The organism is Halomonas sp. ISL-56 (assembly GCF_018612805.1).
Taxonomy (GTDB): domain Bacteria; phylum Pseudomonadota; class Gammaproteobacteria; order Pseudomonadales; family Halomonadaceae; genus Vreelandella.
Window position 1 is genome coordinate 263,078 of sequence record NZ_JAGGRO010000005.1, and the last position, 14,651, is coordinate 277,728.

A 14,651-nucleotide genomic window follows, 5' to 3' on the forward strand; every position below is an offset into this window, starting at 1 on the left:
CGGATATGATTCGGGAACTCTTCAAGCTCAAATCAAATGCCAATAAGTTTATTTTTCACACCCCTCTTGACCTCAACCTTAGTTGAGGTTTCAGAATAGCCCTACGTCAAAGCCAACTCAAGCTCATCGCTTCAGATAACATTTTTATTAAAAACGTGTAACTAAAACCAAACCAACACCCTTGAAAAAATCAACCCAGAGGATTTTAAAATGAAAGTACTTGCCTTCGGCGCTAGCAACAGCAAAAGCTCCATCAACAAAAAGCTGGCCTTTTATGCAGCACAACAAATCAACGATGCAGATATTTCGTTAATCGACCTTAACGACTTTGAAATGCCAACATTTAGTGAAGACAGAGAAAAGGAGTCTGGCATCCCTGAATTGGCGCGTGCTTTTTATAATGCTATCGGTGAGGCAGATTTCATTGTCATGTCATTCGCGGAACACAACGGATCCTATACGTCAGCCTATAAAAATCTATTTGACTGGACATCACGAATAGATATGAAAGTATTTCAAAATAAATCCGTTCTTATGCTCTCTACCTCCCCTGGCCAAAGTGGGGCACAAAGTGTCTTAGCTTCCGCACAAGCGTCAGCGCCCTATTTTTCAGCAACCGTTATAGGTGCGCTTTCCTTACCGAGCTTTTTCGACAACTTTGATTTAGAGCAGGGTGTCGTTACTAATCAGCCATTTAACCGAGACTTAATTGGCATGTTGAGTAACTTTTGATTTTATCTATTTTGGGAAAAACCGTTTACAGTTTGGCACCCTCAGGCGCTATTGATACTTATAGCGCCTGCCATCACCGGCTATAAAACCGGCATGAAGCGGAGATTGCGCACCCGCTGCGAGGCTGGGTTCTGAACAGCTAGCACTAACCTCACTTCAGATCAGCGCCTGTAGGGCTAGCGGTTGGCGTTTTCCTCGACCACCTGGCGAAGCGCATCGACCAACACGTCGGCAGGCTGAGCTCCAGAAATCAGGTAACGTCCATCGAGGATGAGTCCTGGCACGGCGTTTACCCCTGCCTCCACGAACCGCTGTTCCGCTGCTCGAACTTCTTCCGCATACTGATCCGACCGGGCGATGGCCTCGGCAGTATCGCCGTCCAGCCCCACCTTAATGGCCTTCTCGCGCAGAACCGCTGGGTCGGCAGGATTTTTCGCTTCACCGAAGTAGGCATCAAACAGGGCCAACTGCAGGGACGTTTCAAGGTTTTGCGTTCCGGCCCACGCAAGCACGCGATGGGCAGCGAAGGTATTGTTCGCCCGGCGCTCCAGGGCACCACGGAAATTTAGCCCAAGCTCCTCGGCCACCGCCATAATCTCGCGCTGGGACTGCGCCATGCTGGCAGCATCCTTGCCGTACTTGCGGCATAGGTGCTCCAAGATCGGCTCGCCCTCGGGCGGCATATCCGGGTTAAGCTCAAAGGGCTGCCAGACAAGCTCAACGTCGATTTCGCCATCCACTATCTCTAACGCTTGCTCCAGGCGACGATAGCCAATCGCGCACCACGGGCAGGCGACATCGGACACTAAGTCGATTCTTACCTTTTGCATTTTTTACCCCTTCGACATATCCCAAAATTCGATCAAACTAAAGAAAGCATGTTACGTGTATATAGTGCGTAACGGCAGTAGTGATAAGGACACAACCATGGAAAAAACAGCATTAGCGTTAAGTACCCTATTACTTATCAGCGGGTGTGCTCACGACAGCAATCCCTCATCAGCAGGCGCGGCCGACTCAGGTGCGTCAACCGAGCAAAGTGAGCCCCACCACCAGATAACCGATCAATGGGTTGGCCGTTGGACAGGCGTAGAAGGGTTATTTCTGGACATCAGCAAGCACGAGCCTGCAGGCCCCGGCCACTATCTGCTTGAAATGCAGTATGGCCTGGATGCCGATCAAAGTGGGACATTCGAAGGCCAAGCCACAGCCGAGGGCATTAGCTTTAGCCGCGAGGATGGTCAACACCTGCTTCGCGCTGGCGACGGCGAAGCCACCGGCATGAAGTGGCTATTGGAAAAGGAAGATTGCTTAATAGTCGCAACAGGTGAAGGCTATTGCCGCGACTGATCTGCGCGGCAAGCACTTAAGGAACGGCGGAATGAAATCGGCTATTAGCCCGCCAGTTCAGAAAAGCGGCCCGCTTTATCCAGAGTGTATTCGCTAAAATCCCGCGCCAGGTAAAGCGAGCCCGAATAGGCGTTCTCGGCTTCTTTGCGGATATCTTCGATGGAGGGCGACGCATGGGGGTTGAGCTGGTAGCGGGGGCTAAAGTGCGTCAGCACCAGATTGGGTAGCTGTACCGATTCGGCAAACACGGCGACCAGCTTGCCGTAGCTATGCCCGACATCACCGGCCTTCTGGGCCATCTCTTCGGTGTAGGTGGCTTCATGCACCAGCACCTGTGCCCCGTCGCACGCTGCCATCAACAAGTCCGGCTGGTCATTGTCCCCAGCGATCACTACTTTCCTGGGCTTGTTCTTGAAGATTAAGTAGTCACGGCTTTTGAACCGCTCACCCGCGAACTCAACATCAAATCCTTGCTTCAACTGCCCCCACAACGGCCCTCTCGGAATGCCCTTTTGGGTCAGCTTTTCAATGTTTAAATCAGCGTCGACCTTTCGCTCTGTAAACCCATAGGCGTAGGACGCCACTCGGTGTGAAAGCCTGAACGTTGCAACCGCCATGTTCTCAAACTCAACGCTGGGCAGATCGTCCGAGGCGATAAACTCCAAAGCAAAGGGTAAGTCTAGCTGCATGGCTTCGCAGGTGGCCTCCAACCAGGTTTTGATGCCTGCGGGCGCGACAATGGTAAGCGGCGCTTTCCGTCCACCCATTCCCGCACTCGCCAATATGCCCGGCAGTCCATAGCAGTGGTCGCCGTGCACGTGAGTAATCAAGATGGCTTTCAATGAATGGAACGAAAGCTTCGTGTGCAAGACCTGATGCTGGGTGCCCTCACCGCAATCAATCAGGAACCAGCCCTTGCCTTTGCTCTCGCGCAAAGCGACGCCGGAGACGTTTCTTGATTTGGTGGGTACACCGGCGGAGGTGCCGAGGAAGAGTAAATTCATATCGCGTCCGTGCTTTCTCTTTAGAAACCTGAAGCTAGGCTGCTGACGCCACACAGATTTCCAATAAGTTGGGTTGCTCAGTTTTTTTACGACAGGATGGCCAACGACAACCGTAGCTATCGTTAAGCGGCTTCAAAATCCAATGGCTGAAGATCGTCTAAATTAATTGTGCTGCGAGCCATCCATAGGTCATACATATCTTGCATGGCCAGCCAGCTCTCTGGGGTGCGCCCGAGAACCTTCGACAAACGCAGAGACATTTCGGGGCTGATACCGCTATCCCCTTTAAGTAACCGCGAAAGCGTTGAGGGTGAAACGCCCAAACTGGAAGCAAGCTGACGGGAGCTGATACCAAAGGGTGCTAGGTAAACCTCTCGGATAAATTCGCCGGGATGCGGTGGGTTATGCATTGTCATCAGTGATAATCCTCATAATCAAGAATGTAGGCGTTGCCATCCCGAAATTCGAACGTCATGCGCCAATTTCCGTTGATCCAAATCGACCATCGCCCTTTGTCTTTCCCATTCAATGGGTGAAGCCGAAATCCGGGAATATCCATGTCTTCCACTGAAATAGCCGTATCCAGAGCAGCAAGCTGCATGCGCAACTTCTTGGCATGATCTATCTGTATGCCAGCGGTGCTGCCAGACGAGTAGAACCTTTTCAGTCCTTTGTGACGAAATGACTTAATCATGAGGAAACTATAGCCTGTTGCGCATCAAGCAACAACCAGGTTTCATAATGATTGATTTATCCTTTTCAGAACCAAAGACTCTGAACACAAAATACGCACTGTAAGTAGGCAGAGCAATGACTACGACGCAGGATAGCGTTTGAATCCAGAGACTTGCGTCTTCTGCCATCAAGCGTTAACCGCCGAAAAGGCTTCAATTAGACAGGCCACAATCCGATCAGCGCACGCTCCGGTAGGATCAAGATCGGGGTCATAGATGGTGACCTCCATGCCAACGCATTTGGGTGATGAGAGGAGTTTCTTTAAGAGCGCGGTGATCAATGCAAACGGCGGCCCCTCAGGTTCTGGGCAATCAACGGCCGGCATTTCCGAAGAGTCAACTACATCTAGATCGAGATGTATCCAAAAGCCATCGGTATACGCAGTCGTCGTCTCCAATACGCTATCAACCACCTCTACGCCACGCTCCACGACTTCATGGCTTGTGGTAATGCTGATTTGACTGGCTGCAAGCTCATCAAGATATTCGTCGCTTGGGCGCACACCAACAACGTGTACGTCTTCATGACGTACATAGGGCCCCAATCCATCAAGATTAATCAGGCGCGCATCTCCATGCCCGGTCACTATGGCGAGGTCTTCTCCTGCCGCCGTCTCAATTTCCGGCGCGTTTTCTGGATGCCGAAAATCACCGTGAGCGTCCAAAAAGACCAGCCCATAACGACCGCGGCGCTTCAAGGCCAGCATGGTTCCAAGAAGAATACTGCAATCGCCTCCCAACACTAAGATTTTGGAATGCGATTTCAAAATGGATTGAAGGCGGTTCGCCAACAGAACTGAATAGCTAGCAATCCCTTCAGCATTACGGTCTCCGTCACCTAGTGCCCATTGTGAACGATATCGCGGGGGTACCAGACCACCGCCATCTTCAGCGCCTATTGCCTTTAGCAATCCACGATCCCGGAGTGCCCAAGGCAGCTTATAGCAACCAGGTACGGCACCATTCTCCGGGGGACGCAAGCCAAGATTAGAGGGTGCGTCGAGGATCATAATGTTTTGTTCAGTCACCAGAGCTCCCAGTTCGAAGGCTGCCGCCTAAATTATGCCCCATCGCGAAGCGGTGTTGGTTTGAAGAAGGTGTTAAAAAAGTCGGGTGAAGGCTCTTGCCGCGACTGACCTGCGCTGCAAGCACTCAAGGAACGGCGGGATGAAATCGGCTATTCGCCCGCCAGTTCAGAAAAGCGGCCCGATTTATCCACGTTGTATTCGCCAAAATCCTGCGCCAGGTAAAGCGAGCCCGAATAGACGCTCTGGGCTTCTTTGCGGATATCTTCGATGGAAGGCGCCGCATGGGGGTTGAGCTGGTAACGGGGGCTAAAGTGCGTCAGCACCAAGTTGGGAAGCTGCACCGATTCGGCAAATTCGGCGACAAGTTTGGCGTAGCTATGCCCCACATCACCGGCCTTTTGGGCCATCTCTTCGGTGTAGGTGGCTTCATGCACCAGCACCTGTGCCCCTGCGCAAGCATCCTTCAACAAGTCAGGCTGGTCATTGTCCCCAGCGATCACTATTTTCCTGGGCTTGTTTTTGAAGATTAAGAAGTCCTGGCTTTTTAACTGCTCGCCCGCAAACTCAACATCAAACCCTTGCTTCAACTGCCCCCACAACGGCCCTCTCGGAATGCCCTTTTGGGTCAGCTTTTTAATATTTAAATCAGCGTCGACCTTTCGCTCCGTAAATCCATAAGCGTAGGACGCCACCCGGTGCGAAAGCGCGAACGTAGCCACCGCCATGTTCTCAAACTCAACACTGGGCAGGTCTTCCGAGGCGATAAATTCCAAGGCGAAGGGCAAGCATAGCTGCGTAGCCTCACAGGTGGCCTCCAGCCATACCTTGATGCCTGCGGGTGCCACAATGGTCAGCGGCGCTTTCCGGCCACCCATTCCCGCACTCGCCAGTATGCCCGCTACCTATCCATTGCACTTTTACTATAACAACAATTTTAGCACTTTAGATAACACTTAAAAAGTAATCACTGCAATTTCACAAGTGCACACTTTACTCCAAACTAAACACTTATATTCAGCTTTTCTTTATAAATTTTAAGCCTACTCTCAGCTCTATCAATAAATTGTTTGTAAAAAAGAACCTCAGAATATAGCTCTCCATACTGAATTCTTGTTACTGGATCTACTATTGGATCCGTACTAAAATAACCTAACCCACTGGGAAATCTTGTGTAGTTCAAGGGCATTCTTGACTCATCCATTGTATCGCCTATTAAGTAACCATATATCTTTTTTATACGCCCGTTTGATTTTGCAGAAATAAGTCGAGCATATTGCGCAAGATCTGAGATATGCTCTTGAATTGGAACCTTTGGCGCTTTAAATTCAATAATTATTGCTGAACCTTCCTGGTTAAAAATCGCAATATCAGGCCTTTTAAGGCTATGATCTTCATTATTTTTCGCAAACAACTCTTCTAGCTGTTTATCTATATCACCTTCAAACAGGTGTTCATTTTCATTCCAAGGTATAGACGCCAATGGCTTATCTGAAGCTATATGCTCAAAGTAATGGTATTCTTCATTTAAAATCCAAATATCATGATCAATGGAGTCTTCGCTACTTTTACCTGATGGAAAAAAAACATTATGAATCATTCTCTCATTTTCTTTTCTACCACCTCTATCATTCTGGCAAATAAGCATCGAATCAACAGCTAGCTTAAGAACTTCAAGCATTGAGGTTCTTCGAACAACAAGTTGCGAAAGATTCGCCATATCCATCTTTTTAATTGTTGATGTATACATCCAAGAAAGATTATTCACCTTCTCTCTAAAATCTTGTGTTCTTGGATCCAGCTTCAACAATTCTTGTTTAAGGTCGAATATTTTTGATGTTTCACTTACAATTTCATCCTGATATTTTCTCAGTACACGTTTAGCAATATTTTGCTCAGTATCACTATAATGAACTTTTACTTTCGCTTGTTCTAACATTGAACGAGAAATTCCAAACTTAATCTCCGTAGAAGCAATCAGCTCTTCCCTATCAAAGTCAGCAGGAGTTAAAATACCAAAAACATAATCTTCTAACGACTCAACCACATCTTGCATGGAAAAATAATTATCGAAATCGTTATTAACAGAACACTCCAGCGAAACATTAAAACCATCTCTTTGCTCATTCACCTTATCTTCTAGAAAATCACTTTCTACAAGCAGAAGCTCAAAACTATCATTTATTGGACGGCGCCTATCCTGACTATTCCTAAGATAATAGTTAGTTATTGATTTTACTAATGCAGAGTTCGCGCACAGCGCGACTTCGTGTTCAGTATCTTTAAAAGATGCATATGGGAGTGAATATCTGGTAATTTTTAAATCGACACTACTATCTGCAACTTCTCGCCCATGGGAGCACGATAGAGGAATCGTTTTAACAGAAATAGGCATTGGCAAGTCTTCCGAAAGGATTTCTTTTTGTTCGGATTCATCCCCTTCCGTAGTAACTATTTTGATTTTGAAGTCACCAGAAATCTCTTTGATTATGATAAATCTTTGCATAAACGTGATATACAAATAACGATATAAAGCATCAACTGAAAAATCGGCTTTTACGTTTTGATATGTAACACCTTTATTATAAAAAAACTTTTTCAAAGAACTAACAGAAACTCGTGTACTCAAAAAACCTTCAACTGAATCCTCAGTATTAAAACTAGCTTCAGTTATTTCATGCACATTTTCATCCGTACTTAGAGTGCGCCGTTTAAGCTTTCCTTGTTGTTCAAAAACACTATCTATTTCAAAATTCTTAAAGAAATGAAAGTACTGTATTCTTCCAGCTCCTTTACACTTTCCAATGCCTTGAATATTTAGATAATCTTTATAAGTAGAGTCTTTTGTAACAAAAGCTCGAATTTGCTCTTCTCCAAATCCCGCTCCGTTATCAACACATGAAATTTTTAAATCATATCTATCATCTTCTAACAAAGACACTGAAAAAAAATCGACATTCAATTCAATTAATAGATCAGGGACATTTTTGACTCTACTTTTTCTAATAAGATATGAATCAATTGCGTTAGAAATCATCTCTTCTACAACTACGTATATATTTGAACTAATACTTGTATTTTTCAGCCCACCTCTTATATCAAGAGTCATAAAATCTCTCTCACAATTAAATTAAGACATTGAAAAATCAATTACTTTCCGCATGAGCGGCTCTCGTACAACAGTTATATAGCCACTTTGTTCGACTCTAACCTATTGATTCACTGCGAGGCAAAGAAAATATTGTCGATAGAATCAAAATTCGTGTACCTGCGCATTTTGTTATCTTAACTATTACCCTAGCGCCAGACACCCCACCCCACCACCAAACCACTGCTGCTTGAGCCCGTGCTGCTTTTCCAGTAATAGTGTCAGGTAGTCGCGCAATGGATGAACTGATGGCAGCGCAGCAAGGTGTTTACGCAGCCGCCGCTGATAAGGAAACTGTTCAGCAGGCACGTGCAATGGTGTGGCGTGTTGAGTAAGCCATTCAATACTGGGCAGAAGCAAATGGGTAGCGCAGCTATCAAGCGCTAGCGTAACGCCTTTTACATCAAAATCACCAGCGTAAATATGCGGTCGATGGGTTTTGCGCCACGCCTCGGCCAGTAACGCAAAGCCGCCGCCGTAGTGGCTGTCGCCGCGGTAGACGACCAGCGGGTTTAGGTAGCCGCTTAGCGCTGCAATATCCGGCGAAAACTCATAGAAGCTGTCCAGGTTTTCGACCTGAATCAAGGCGCCAAACGCGCTCAGTTTTAGCGTGTGTACATCCACATCGCGAATGGCGCGCGGCTCGTTGGCAAGCCCTGTTATTAGCTGCGGCGGAAAGCTGACGAGTACCCGCCTTGCGCGGGGGCTTTCGCGGATTGCTTTGTCTTCTTCTACGCCCTCTTTCGCCTGGGCGGTACTGGTCAGGCCGCTGAGGGAGCGGCCTAGCGGGGCTATTCGGGCGCTTTCTAACACGTCATCAATTTGCGCCAGCAGGGCGGCGTCAAAACGTAGCGTTTTGCCGTTGATGCGCGTGGCTAGGTCAATATCGTGCTGGTGGCACCAGGCCACCACGTCGTCTACCCACTGGCGACGGGGCTTTTCTACCGTGGGCTGGCGGAGCAGTTCGCGGGCGACGCCGTTGAGCCCATTGCGGGCACGACCGGGTAGGTTCATACGGCTAGCTGCAGTTCAACGTCGTGGATCAGCCGCAGGTGGTTAAAGCGGCTGGCCTGGCTCTCCTGCTGTTTGAGTCGAAATGCCTTCTGATCGCTGCGCGGCAGGCCCTGGTATTCGGAAATCACCTGGAAGAGCCAGATCTCATCCGGCCATTCCAGCGGGCTCGCGCGCAGGTATTCAAGGGCGCTGACCGGCTCTGCCTGGGGTTGATCGATTACGCTTAAATAGAAGTGCTCTACATCTTGCTTGAGCGCCTGCTGGCGGGCGGCGGCCAGGCTGCTCTCTTGTGCTTGAGCAGGGGCTGCGGCTTCTACGGTTTGCGTGGTGTGGCGCGGCTGGGGAAGCTGGTGGAGCAGTTCGGCGAGTACTTGGCTATCAAGGTTGCGATCCAGCGCCGGGGCGGCAGCGGCACTTAGTGGGGCGGCTTGGTTCACTAGCGTGGGCACCTCGCTGCGGCGGGCGTAGTTGCCGGGTACAAAGCCGGGGTGTTCGCGCATAAAGGCGGCCATGCCGCTCATCAGGCGGCTGCGGGCCTGCTGCTTACGAAAGCGCGCCATCAGTTCGATCAAGCGCCGCTGCACTTCGCGCAGGCCGGTGTAGTGGTTGCTCAACTGCTGTTGAAGCTGGCTGATCAATAGCTTGCGCAGGCTGCCGTCGCTGCCCACCAGCTCGATCAGTTCGTCGAAGTCGATTAGCGCCAGGCCATCCAGCAGGCGGGCGATCTGCTTCTGAGCGCGGTCGTTTTCGCGGATCTTGTCGTTGAGCTGGCTGACGAAGCCGAAGTCGCTATTGAGCCGCTGCCACAGGCTATCGATGGCATCGGCGAAGCGCCCGTTCAGGTCGTCGATCTCCTGACGCAGGCGCATCAATTGCTGCTCCAGCCGCCAGTGCTCGCCGCGGCTGCGCGCTTCCCGGTAGCTGTGCACCAGGGCGCGAATCAGCTCCAGGGTTTCCGCTACGTCGGCGTTGACGTGGCGGCGGGTCTCGTCGGCGAGCATTTCGGCAATCAGTTCGCGCACCTTGGGCGCCAGCTTCACGCCGCTCTGCTCGTCCGGTCGCCATAAAATACGCGCCGCCAGCAGCTTGCGCAGGGCGCTATCGCTGAGCGATTCCAGCGGCACTTCATCGCGAGTGTAGGCCTGCATCAGCGCTTCAGAATGCTTGCCCAGCAGCGCCAGCCGTTCGCTGCCGGTTTTCAGCAGGCGGCTTTCCAGCTCATTCCCACTGCTGTTCACGCTCTTGTTCACAACAGGGCCTCCTGGGCGCCGGAGCCCTCCTCTTTGTCGGCGTCGATGGGCAGGTTCTCTTCATCGCGGATAAAGCGCACCAAGTCCACCAGGTAATCGATCTTGCCGGTGACCACAAACACCTGCCGCTCTGAGTGTGGTTGGAGCAGGTAGCCATGCTCCTTCAGGCGCTTGAAGACCTGTTTTACCTGGGCATCCAGCTGATCACTTTGCGAGCCGAAAAAGCTGTCGGTGGCCAGGCGCTCCAGGCGCTCGCGCAGGCTTTGGTTGTCTTCGCACTTGGCGCTGAATTCCGCCGGTTTGAGCACGTCGCCGGGGGCGGCCAGGGTGTCGCGGCCTAACGCTTCCTGAACCAGCTGCAGCCACTCCAGCAGCGGCAGCAGGCTGTTGAGCGTATCGCCCAGCTGGCGCGAGAGCTGATCCCGGGCGCTGTCATTAAGCTGCCGCCAGGCCAGAAAGTAGACGCTGCCGTCTTCATTGCTGGCTAGGCGGCGATTCAGGGGGCGCAGATAGACGTCAATCGACTCTCGGGTCTCTTCATCGCTGAGGTGCCGATAGCCGCTTTCATCGCTGATGGGGCAGATAAACTCCCCCGCCAACAGGCGCTCAAGCAGTGGGCCGTGTTCGATCATGCTGTCACCTCCTGCTGACGTTCCTGGAGTCGTTCGGCCAGGCGGCTTAGCCGCGGCTCAATGCGTTTTAGCACCCGCTTATTGGGGTTGGCCTCATCGCGGTCGATCAGGTAGCGGTTGGCGAACAGCAGCAGTACGTCGGATTCCGGGTTGGGGAAGGCGCCGACGATATGAATGCGGTTGCTGTCGCAGGCGTCGAACAGCTTTTCGACGTTGTGGTAAGCCAGGGTACCGATCTCATCAATCGGCCAGTGGATGGCGATTTCCGCGTCGCCGCGCAGTAGGCGGGTAAACGCCAGCAGGAATTTGCACAGAATCAGGTAGGCCATGCCGTGGCTGGAAGATTCCAGCAGCTGACGGTCGTTTTTGATTACCAGATCGGTGCCGCCTTCGTTGAGGTGCAGCTCCAGGCGCAGCAGGCTTTCGAAGCTGTACTGCTGGTCGCTGCGCAGCAAGTCGACCACGTCCGCCAGGGTGTTTAAGTAGTCGTCGCTGGGCAGCGTCTGGCCGGATTCCCGCCACTCTTTGTAGCGTTGGGCAAACAGCTTCAGCGGCTCCCAGAAGCCCAGCTCATCGATGGTGGACTGGATACGCACTTCGGCCTTGCTGATGCCTTCCAGGCGCAGGTCATCGGCGACCTCTTCCGAAAGCCGACGGCTCTGGGCGCTGATGCGGCGGTTCAGATCGCGGAACACGGTAAAGAATTTATCCAGGTCGTCGCTAAGGTTGCGGCCTTCCTGAATCAGCTGTTGCTGTTGGTCTTCGAGCAGTTTGAGCATGTCGCGCAATAGCGGCAGCTGTAGGCGTGGGTTGTCGCTTTGCAGCTTGCCGCGTTCGCTCTCCAGCGCTTCGGCGAAGCCGCTGCTGGCGTCCTTGATCAGCTGGCTTTCGACTTCAAGGCAGCCACGGCGCAGCTGTTCGATCTGCTGGTGGCGATTGCCCAGGGCCTGGCGGGCGCGCTCGATGCGCTCGTCCACATCGCCCAGGGGCGCGCTGGGGGCTTGGCCGTCGGGTTCGATGGCCAGCGTTTCCAACTGGGTGAGCAGTGGCTTCAAGGCTTCCAGGCAGGCGTGTTCGCTCTCCCGCTGGGTTTTCAGCGTGCTGACCGCGCTTTGGTGGGTTTTGCGCGCCGCCTGGAAGTCATTTTTTAGATGCTCTTTATCGCGCTGCAGCTTCTGTTCCGCCTGCTCCAGTTCAGCCTCTTGGGCGACCAGCTGCGGTTTATGCTGGCCCCACTCCACGCGCATAAAGCGGGTGTACTCGGTGAGCTCATCCTGACGGGCGGCGGTGACGCGGATGCGTTCGTCCTGGCTGGCCAGACGCGCCTTGGTATCTTTGAGCTTGGCGGGGTCGACGCCCTGCTCGGCCAGCTCCTGGCTAAAGGCTTCTTCCAGCTCCTCCCGCTGGCGCTGGTGCTCGGCGTTGGCGTCGCTTAGCTGCTGCTTATACTGACGCAGTTGGGCATCCAGGCTATCGACCTGGCTCTGACCGTCGGCTTTTAGCTCTAGCAGTTGGCTTTGATGGGTCTCGCTAAGGGCGGCGAGGGCCTGCTGCTTCTCTTCGCGCAGCTCTTTTTGCGCCTGCTCCTGGCTGGCTAACGCGGCCTGATGGGCGGCGCGGCGCTCCTGCTGGCGCTTGGCGTGACGCTCCTGCTGCTGGCGGCGCGCTTCTATCGCAAACTCCACCTCCTGCTCGGCGCGCTTGTGGGCCATACGGCCCTGATCCTGGGCTTCATCGGCCTGCTGCACGCGCTCGTTGTGCTGCTTGAGCGCTTTCTCGGCAGCTTGGCACTCTGAATGCACGCGGCGCTTGGCGCTATCTGCTTCTTCAATGGCGGCCAGCAGGGTGGCTTCGTCCTGGGCGTAATCCGGCAGGGCGATGGCGGAGAGATCCAGCGCCAGCCCAAACAGATCATCGCTGGCGCCTTCGGCCAGCTGCGGGGCGAGATCGCGGCGCTCCAGCAGCTCCGGGGCAATTACCTTGCCTAGCTGCTGCTCCCAACCGGGGCGGTGGTAGCGCAGGAAGTGGCGCAGGCTGCCCTGTTCGGGGTCGCGCTGCTGATAGAGCGCGTAACAGCGCTGCTCGGCGCGTTCAAGCTGCTGGCGAAGCTGCACCAGCTGCTGTTCGGCGTCATCGCGGGCGCGGCGGCAGCTCTCAAACTCCCGTCGCAGACCATCCAGGGTGGCCGCCGATGCGTTACGCTCTTGCTGGGCTTGATCCAGGCGCGCCTGGGCAAGTTCTGCATCAGCAGCTTCTTCGGCGGTTTGGGTGGATAGCGAGAGCTGCGCTTTGAGTTCGGCGAGCTGCTCAACGCCCAGTTCCAGCTGGGCCTGATACTCGCCTTCAAGGCGTTGGCGCTCCTGCTGGTAGCGCTCATTGAGCTGCTGCTCGGCTTCCCATTGCTGTTCACGACGCAGAGCTTTCTCTTCGACCAGGGCATCGATCAGCTCCTGGGCCTCGCCGGTCTGGCGGGCCAGCGCTTCAGACAATTCGCGCAGGCGACCGTCGAGTCGCGCTTGGCTCTCTTTGACGGCATCCTGCATCACGTTCAGGTGCTTTTGCAGTTGGTCGCGCTGTTCGCGCCACTGGGGCAGCGCATTGATATCCCGTTCCAGGGCGGGCATGTCTGCATCAGAATATCGCTCGTACTGGGCTTGCAAGTCGTTCAAGCGGCGCTGGGTCTGCTGCAGATCGCTGACCACTTCGCTGTGGCGGTCGTTTAGCGCGTCCCGGGCCTCACCGTAGTCGCTCTCCCGCTGTTGGAATTCGCGCTGGTGGTGGGCCAGTTCGGCATCTAGATCGGCCATTTGCCGCTCGGCGCGCTGGCGGTCATCTTCGAGCTGGGGCTTGAGCTGCCAGAGTGTGGCGTCAAGATCGGCCAGTTCGCGGTCAATCCCGCCCAGCCGGGCCAGCGATGCCTGCAGCGGTTCCAGACGCATGGATTGGCGCATCTGGGCAATCCACTCCCGCGCCTTGGTGTTGCGAATCCGCGTCACCGGCAGTTCGACGCCGTCCTCTTCAAAAATCGCCGCCAGCATGGTTTTGAGGGTGTCCATCTTGCCCTCTTTGGCGTGTACCGCCGAGACCAGCTTTTCGATATGACGGATGCGCCGCTCGGGCTTGACCAGGCTGAACTGCGCGGCGATCTGGCGCAGTTTGAGGCCGTCGCGGCTGTTGCCGTGGAGCTGGGTAAAGTCGTTTTGAATCACCGAGCGAAATTCAGAGGTAGCCCCCAGCTTGGGCGACACTGGCGTGCCGCTGCGGCGCAGGCCGCTGGCCCACTGGGTGTAGTCCAGCGCGGCCACGCCCGCCTCGCTCTCCACCAGGTAATCTTCCGGCTGGTAAGGCCCGCCAACAAAGCGGTATTCCACTCCGCCTTCCGCTTTACGGGTCAGCACCGCCTGGCAGATGTTGCCCGCTTCGCGGCGGTATTCGTACACCAGGTAGCTGTTGCGGTTGGGCAGGTAAAACGCATCAAACTTCATGCGCGTTTTGGGCACGACCTTGTTGGGTAGCTCGCCGTAAAACACCGGCACCAGCCGCTGAAGCGTGGTTTTACCGGAGGCGTTGGTGCCGCAAATATTGGTGTGACCGTCCACACTCAGTTCGACCACCCCTTCCAGGTGGCCGTGAATCATCACGATGCGTAGCAGGTGGGCCATGCCGTGTCCTTTCAATGACGATTTCAAGGGCGATCCGGATCGTTTGCTGATCGCTGAAAGCAGCCATTTTGCCAGACACTTTGATGGCTTGTCTTACTGA

General features: G+C 53.4%; 13 protein-coding genes. 2 read left to right on the forward strand and 11 right to left on the reverse strand.

Annotation, left to right across the window (positions count from 1 at the left end; genetic code table 11):
• Positions 1–210 precede the first annotated feature (210 nt).
• The gene (locus J7J49_RS04805; protein ID WP_215090634.1) at positions 211–732 is read left to right on the forward strand and encodes an NADPH-dependent FMN reductase; all 522 of its coding nucleotides are present in this window, start codon (positions 211–213) and stop codon (positions 730–732) included.
• Between the two features lie 176 nt (positions 733–908).
• On the opposite strand, the gene J7J49_RS04810 is transcribed toward J7J49_RS04805, so the two are convergent.
• Positions 909–1,562: a DsbA family oxidoreductase gene (locus J7J49_RS04810; protein WP_215090636.1), complete on the reverse strand. Its 654-nt coding sequence runs from the start codon at positions 1,560–1,562 to the stop codon at positions 909–911.
• Positions 1,563–1,659: 97 nt separating this feature from the next.
• Here J7J49_RS04810 and J7J49_RS04815 point away from each other — a divergent pair, with 97 nt between their 5' ends.
• A complete protein-coding gene (locus J7J49_RS04815; RefSeq protein WP_215090638.1) occupies positions 1,660–2,082 on the forward strand; it encodes a hypothetical protein in 423 nt (140 codons plus the stop codon).
• Between the two features lie 44 nt (positions 2,083–2,126).
• Here J7J49_RS04815 and J7J49_RS04820 read toward each other — a convergent pair whose 3' ends face one another.
• The 10 genes from J7J49_RS04820 to J7J49_RS04865 all read right to left on the reverse strand — a co-directional run bounded on the left by J7J49_RS04820 (position 2,127) and on the right by J7J49_RS04865 (position 14,551).
• The gene (locus J7J49_RS04820; RefSeq protein ID WP_215090640.1) at positions 2,127–3,086 is read right to left on the reverse strand and encodes a ribonuclease Z; all 960 of its coding nucleotides are present in this window, start codon (positions 3,084–3,086) and stop codon (positions 2,127–2,129) included.
• Positions 3,087–3,208: 122 nt separating this feature from the next.
• Positions 3,209–3,502, reverse strand: coding sequence for a HigA family addiction module antitoxin (locus J7J49_RS04825; RefSeq protein WP_022520037.1), 294 nt, complete (start codon positions 3,500–3,502; stop codon positions 3,209–3,211).
• Entirely contained in the window at positions 3,502–3,780 is a 279-nt protein-coding gene (locus J7J49_RS04830) for a type II toxin-antitoxin system RelE/ParE family toxin (protein WP_215090642.1), read from the reverse strand. The genes J7J49_RS04825 and J7J49_RS04830 overlap by 1 nt, the downstream gene beginning before the upstream one ends.
• 168 nt (positions 3,781–3,948) lie before the next feature.
• The gene (locus J7J49_RS04835; RefSeq protein ID WP_251048155.1) at positions 3,949–4,830 is read right to left on the reverse strand and encodes an arginase family protein; all 882 of its coding nucleotides are present in this window, start codon (positions 4,828–4,830) and stop codon (positions 3,949–3,951) included.
• Between the two features lie 167 nt (positions 4,831–4,997).
• A complete protein-coding gene (locus J7J49_RS04840) occupies positions 4,998–5,723 on the reverse strand; it encodes an MBL fold metallo-hydrolase (protein ID WP_251048146.1) in 726 nt (241 codons plus the stop codon).
• 125 nt (positions 5,724–5,848) lie between these two features.
• Complete coding sequence (locus J7J49_RS04845; RefSeq protein WP_215090646.1) at positions 5,849–7,954, reverse strand: type I restriction enzyme HsdR N-terminal domain-containing protein; 2,106 nt, start codon at positions 7,952–7,954, stop codon at positions 5,849–5,851.
• Between the two features lie 183 nt (positions 7,955–8,137).
• Positions 8,138–9,007: a DUF7281 domain-containing protein gene (locus J7J49_RS04850; RefSeq protein ID WP_215090648.1), complete on the reverse strand. Its 870-nt coding sequence runs from the start codon at positions 9,005–9,007 to the stop codon at positions 8,138–8,140.
• Positions 9,004–10,257: a hypothetical protein gene (locus J7J49_RS04855; protein ID WP_215090649.1), complete on the reverse strand. Its 1,254-nt coding sequence runs from the start codon at positions 10,255–10,257 to the stop codon at positions 9,004–9,006. Before J7J49_RS04855 ends, J7J49_RS04850 begins: the two co-directional genes overlap by 4 nt.
• Complete coding sequence (locus J7J49_RS04860; protein ID WP_215090651.1) at positions 10,254–10,889, reverse strand: hypothetical protein; 636 nt, start codon at positions 10,887–10,889, stop codon at positions 10,254–10,256. The genes J7J49_RS04855 and J7J49_RS04860 overlap by 4 nt, the downstream gene beginning before the upstream one ends.
• On the reverse strand, positions 10,886–14,551 hold the full coding sequence (locus J7J49_RS04865; protein WP_215090653.1) for an ATP-binding protein: 3,666 nt from the start codon (positions 14,549–14,551) through the stop codon (positions 10,886–10,888). The genes J7J49_RS04860 and J7J49_RS04865 overlap by 4 nt, the downstream gene beginning before the upstream one ends.
• Positions 14,552–14,651: the final 100 nt, after the last annotated feature.

What these genes read in the sequence shown, in the direction of transcription:
- J7J49_RS04805 (WP_215090634.1), top strand. Translation starts at nt 211, where the DNA reads ATGAAAGTACTTGCCTTCGGCGCTAGCAACAGCAAAAGCTCCATCAAC.
- J7J49_RS04810 (WP_215090636.1), bottom strand. Translation starts at nt 1,562, where the DNA reads ATGCAAAAGGTAAGAATCGACTTAGTGTCCGATGTCGCCTGCCCGTGG.
- J7J49_RS04815 (WP_215090638.1), top strand. Translation starts at nt 1,660, where the DNA reads ATGGAAAAAACAGCATTAGCGTTAAGTACCCTATTACTTATCAGCGGG.
- J7J49_RS04820 (WP_215090640.1), bottom strand. Translation starts at nt 3,086, where the DNA reads ATGAATTTACTCTTCCTCGGCACCTCCGCCGGTGTACCCACCAAATCA.
- J7J49_RS04825 (WP_022520037.1), bottom strand. Translation starts at nt 3,502, where the DNA reads ATGACAATGCATAACCCACCGCATCCCGGCGAATTTATCCGAGAGGTT.
- J7J49_RS04830 (WP_215090642.1), bottom strand. Translation starts at nt 3,780, where the DNA reads ATGATTAAGTCATTTCGTCACAAAGGACTGAAAAGGTTCTACTCGTCT.
- J7J49_RS04835 (WP_251048155.1), bottom strand. Translation starts at nt 4,830, where the DNA reads ATGATCCTCGACGCACCCTCTAATCTTGGCTTGCGTCCCCCGGAGAAT.
- J7J49_RS04840 (WP_251048146.1), bottom strand. Translation starts at nt 5,723, where the DNA reads ATGGGTGGCCGGAAAGCGCCGCTGACCATTGTGGCACCCGCAGGCATC.
- J7J49_RS04845 (WP_215090646.1), bottom strand. Translation starts at nt 7,954, where the DNA reads ATGACTCTTGATATAAGAGGTGGGCTGAAAAATACAAGTATTAGTTCA.
- J7J49_RS04850 (WP_215090648.1), bottom strand. Translation starts at nt 9,007, where the DNA reads ATGAACCTACCCGGTCGTGCCCGCAATGGGCTCAACGGCGTCGCCCGC.
- J7J49_RS04860 (WP_215090651.1), bottom strand. Translation starts at nt 10,889, where the DNA reads ATGATCGAACACGGCCCACTGCTTGAGCGCCTGTTGGCGGGGGAGTTT.
- J7J49_RS04865 (WP_215090653.1), bottom strand. Translation starts at nt 14,551, where the DNA reads ATGGCCCACCTGCTACGCATCGTGATGATTCACGGCCACCTGGAAGGG.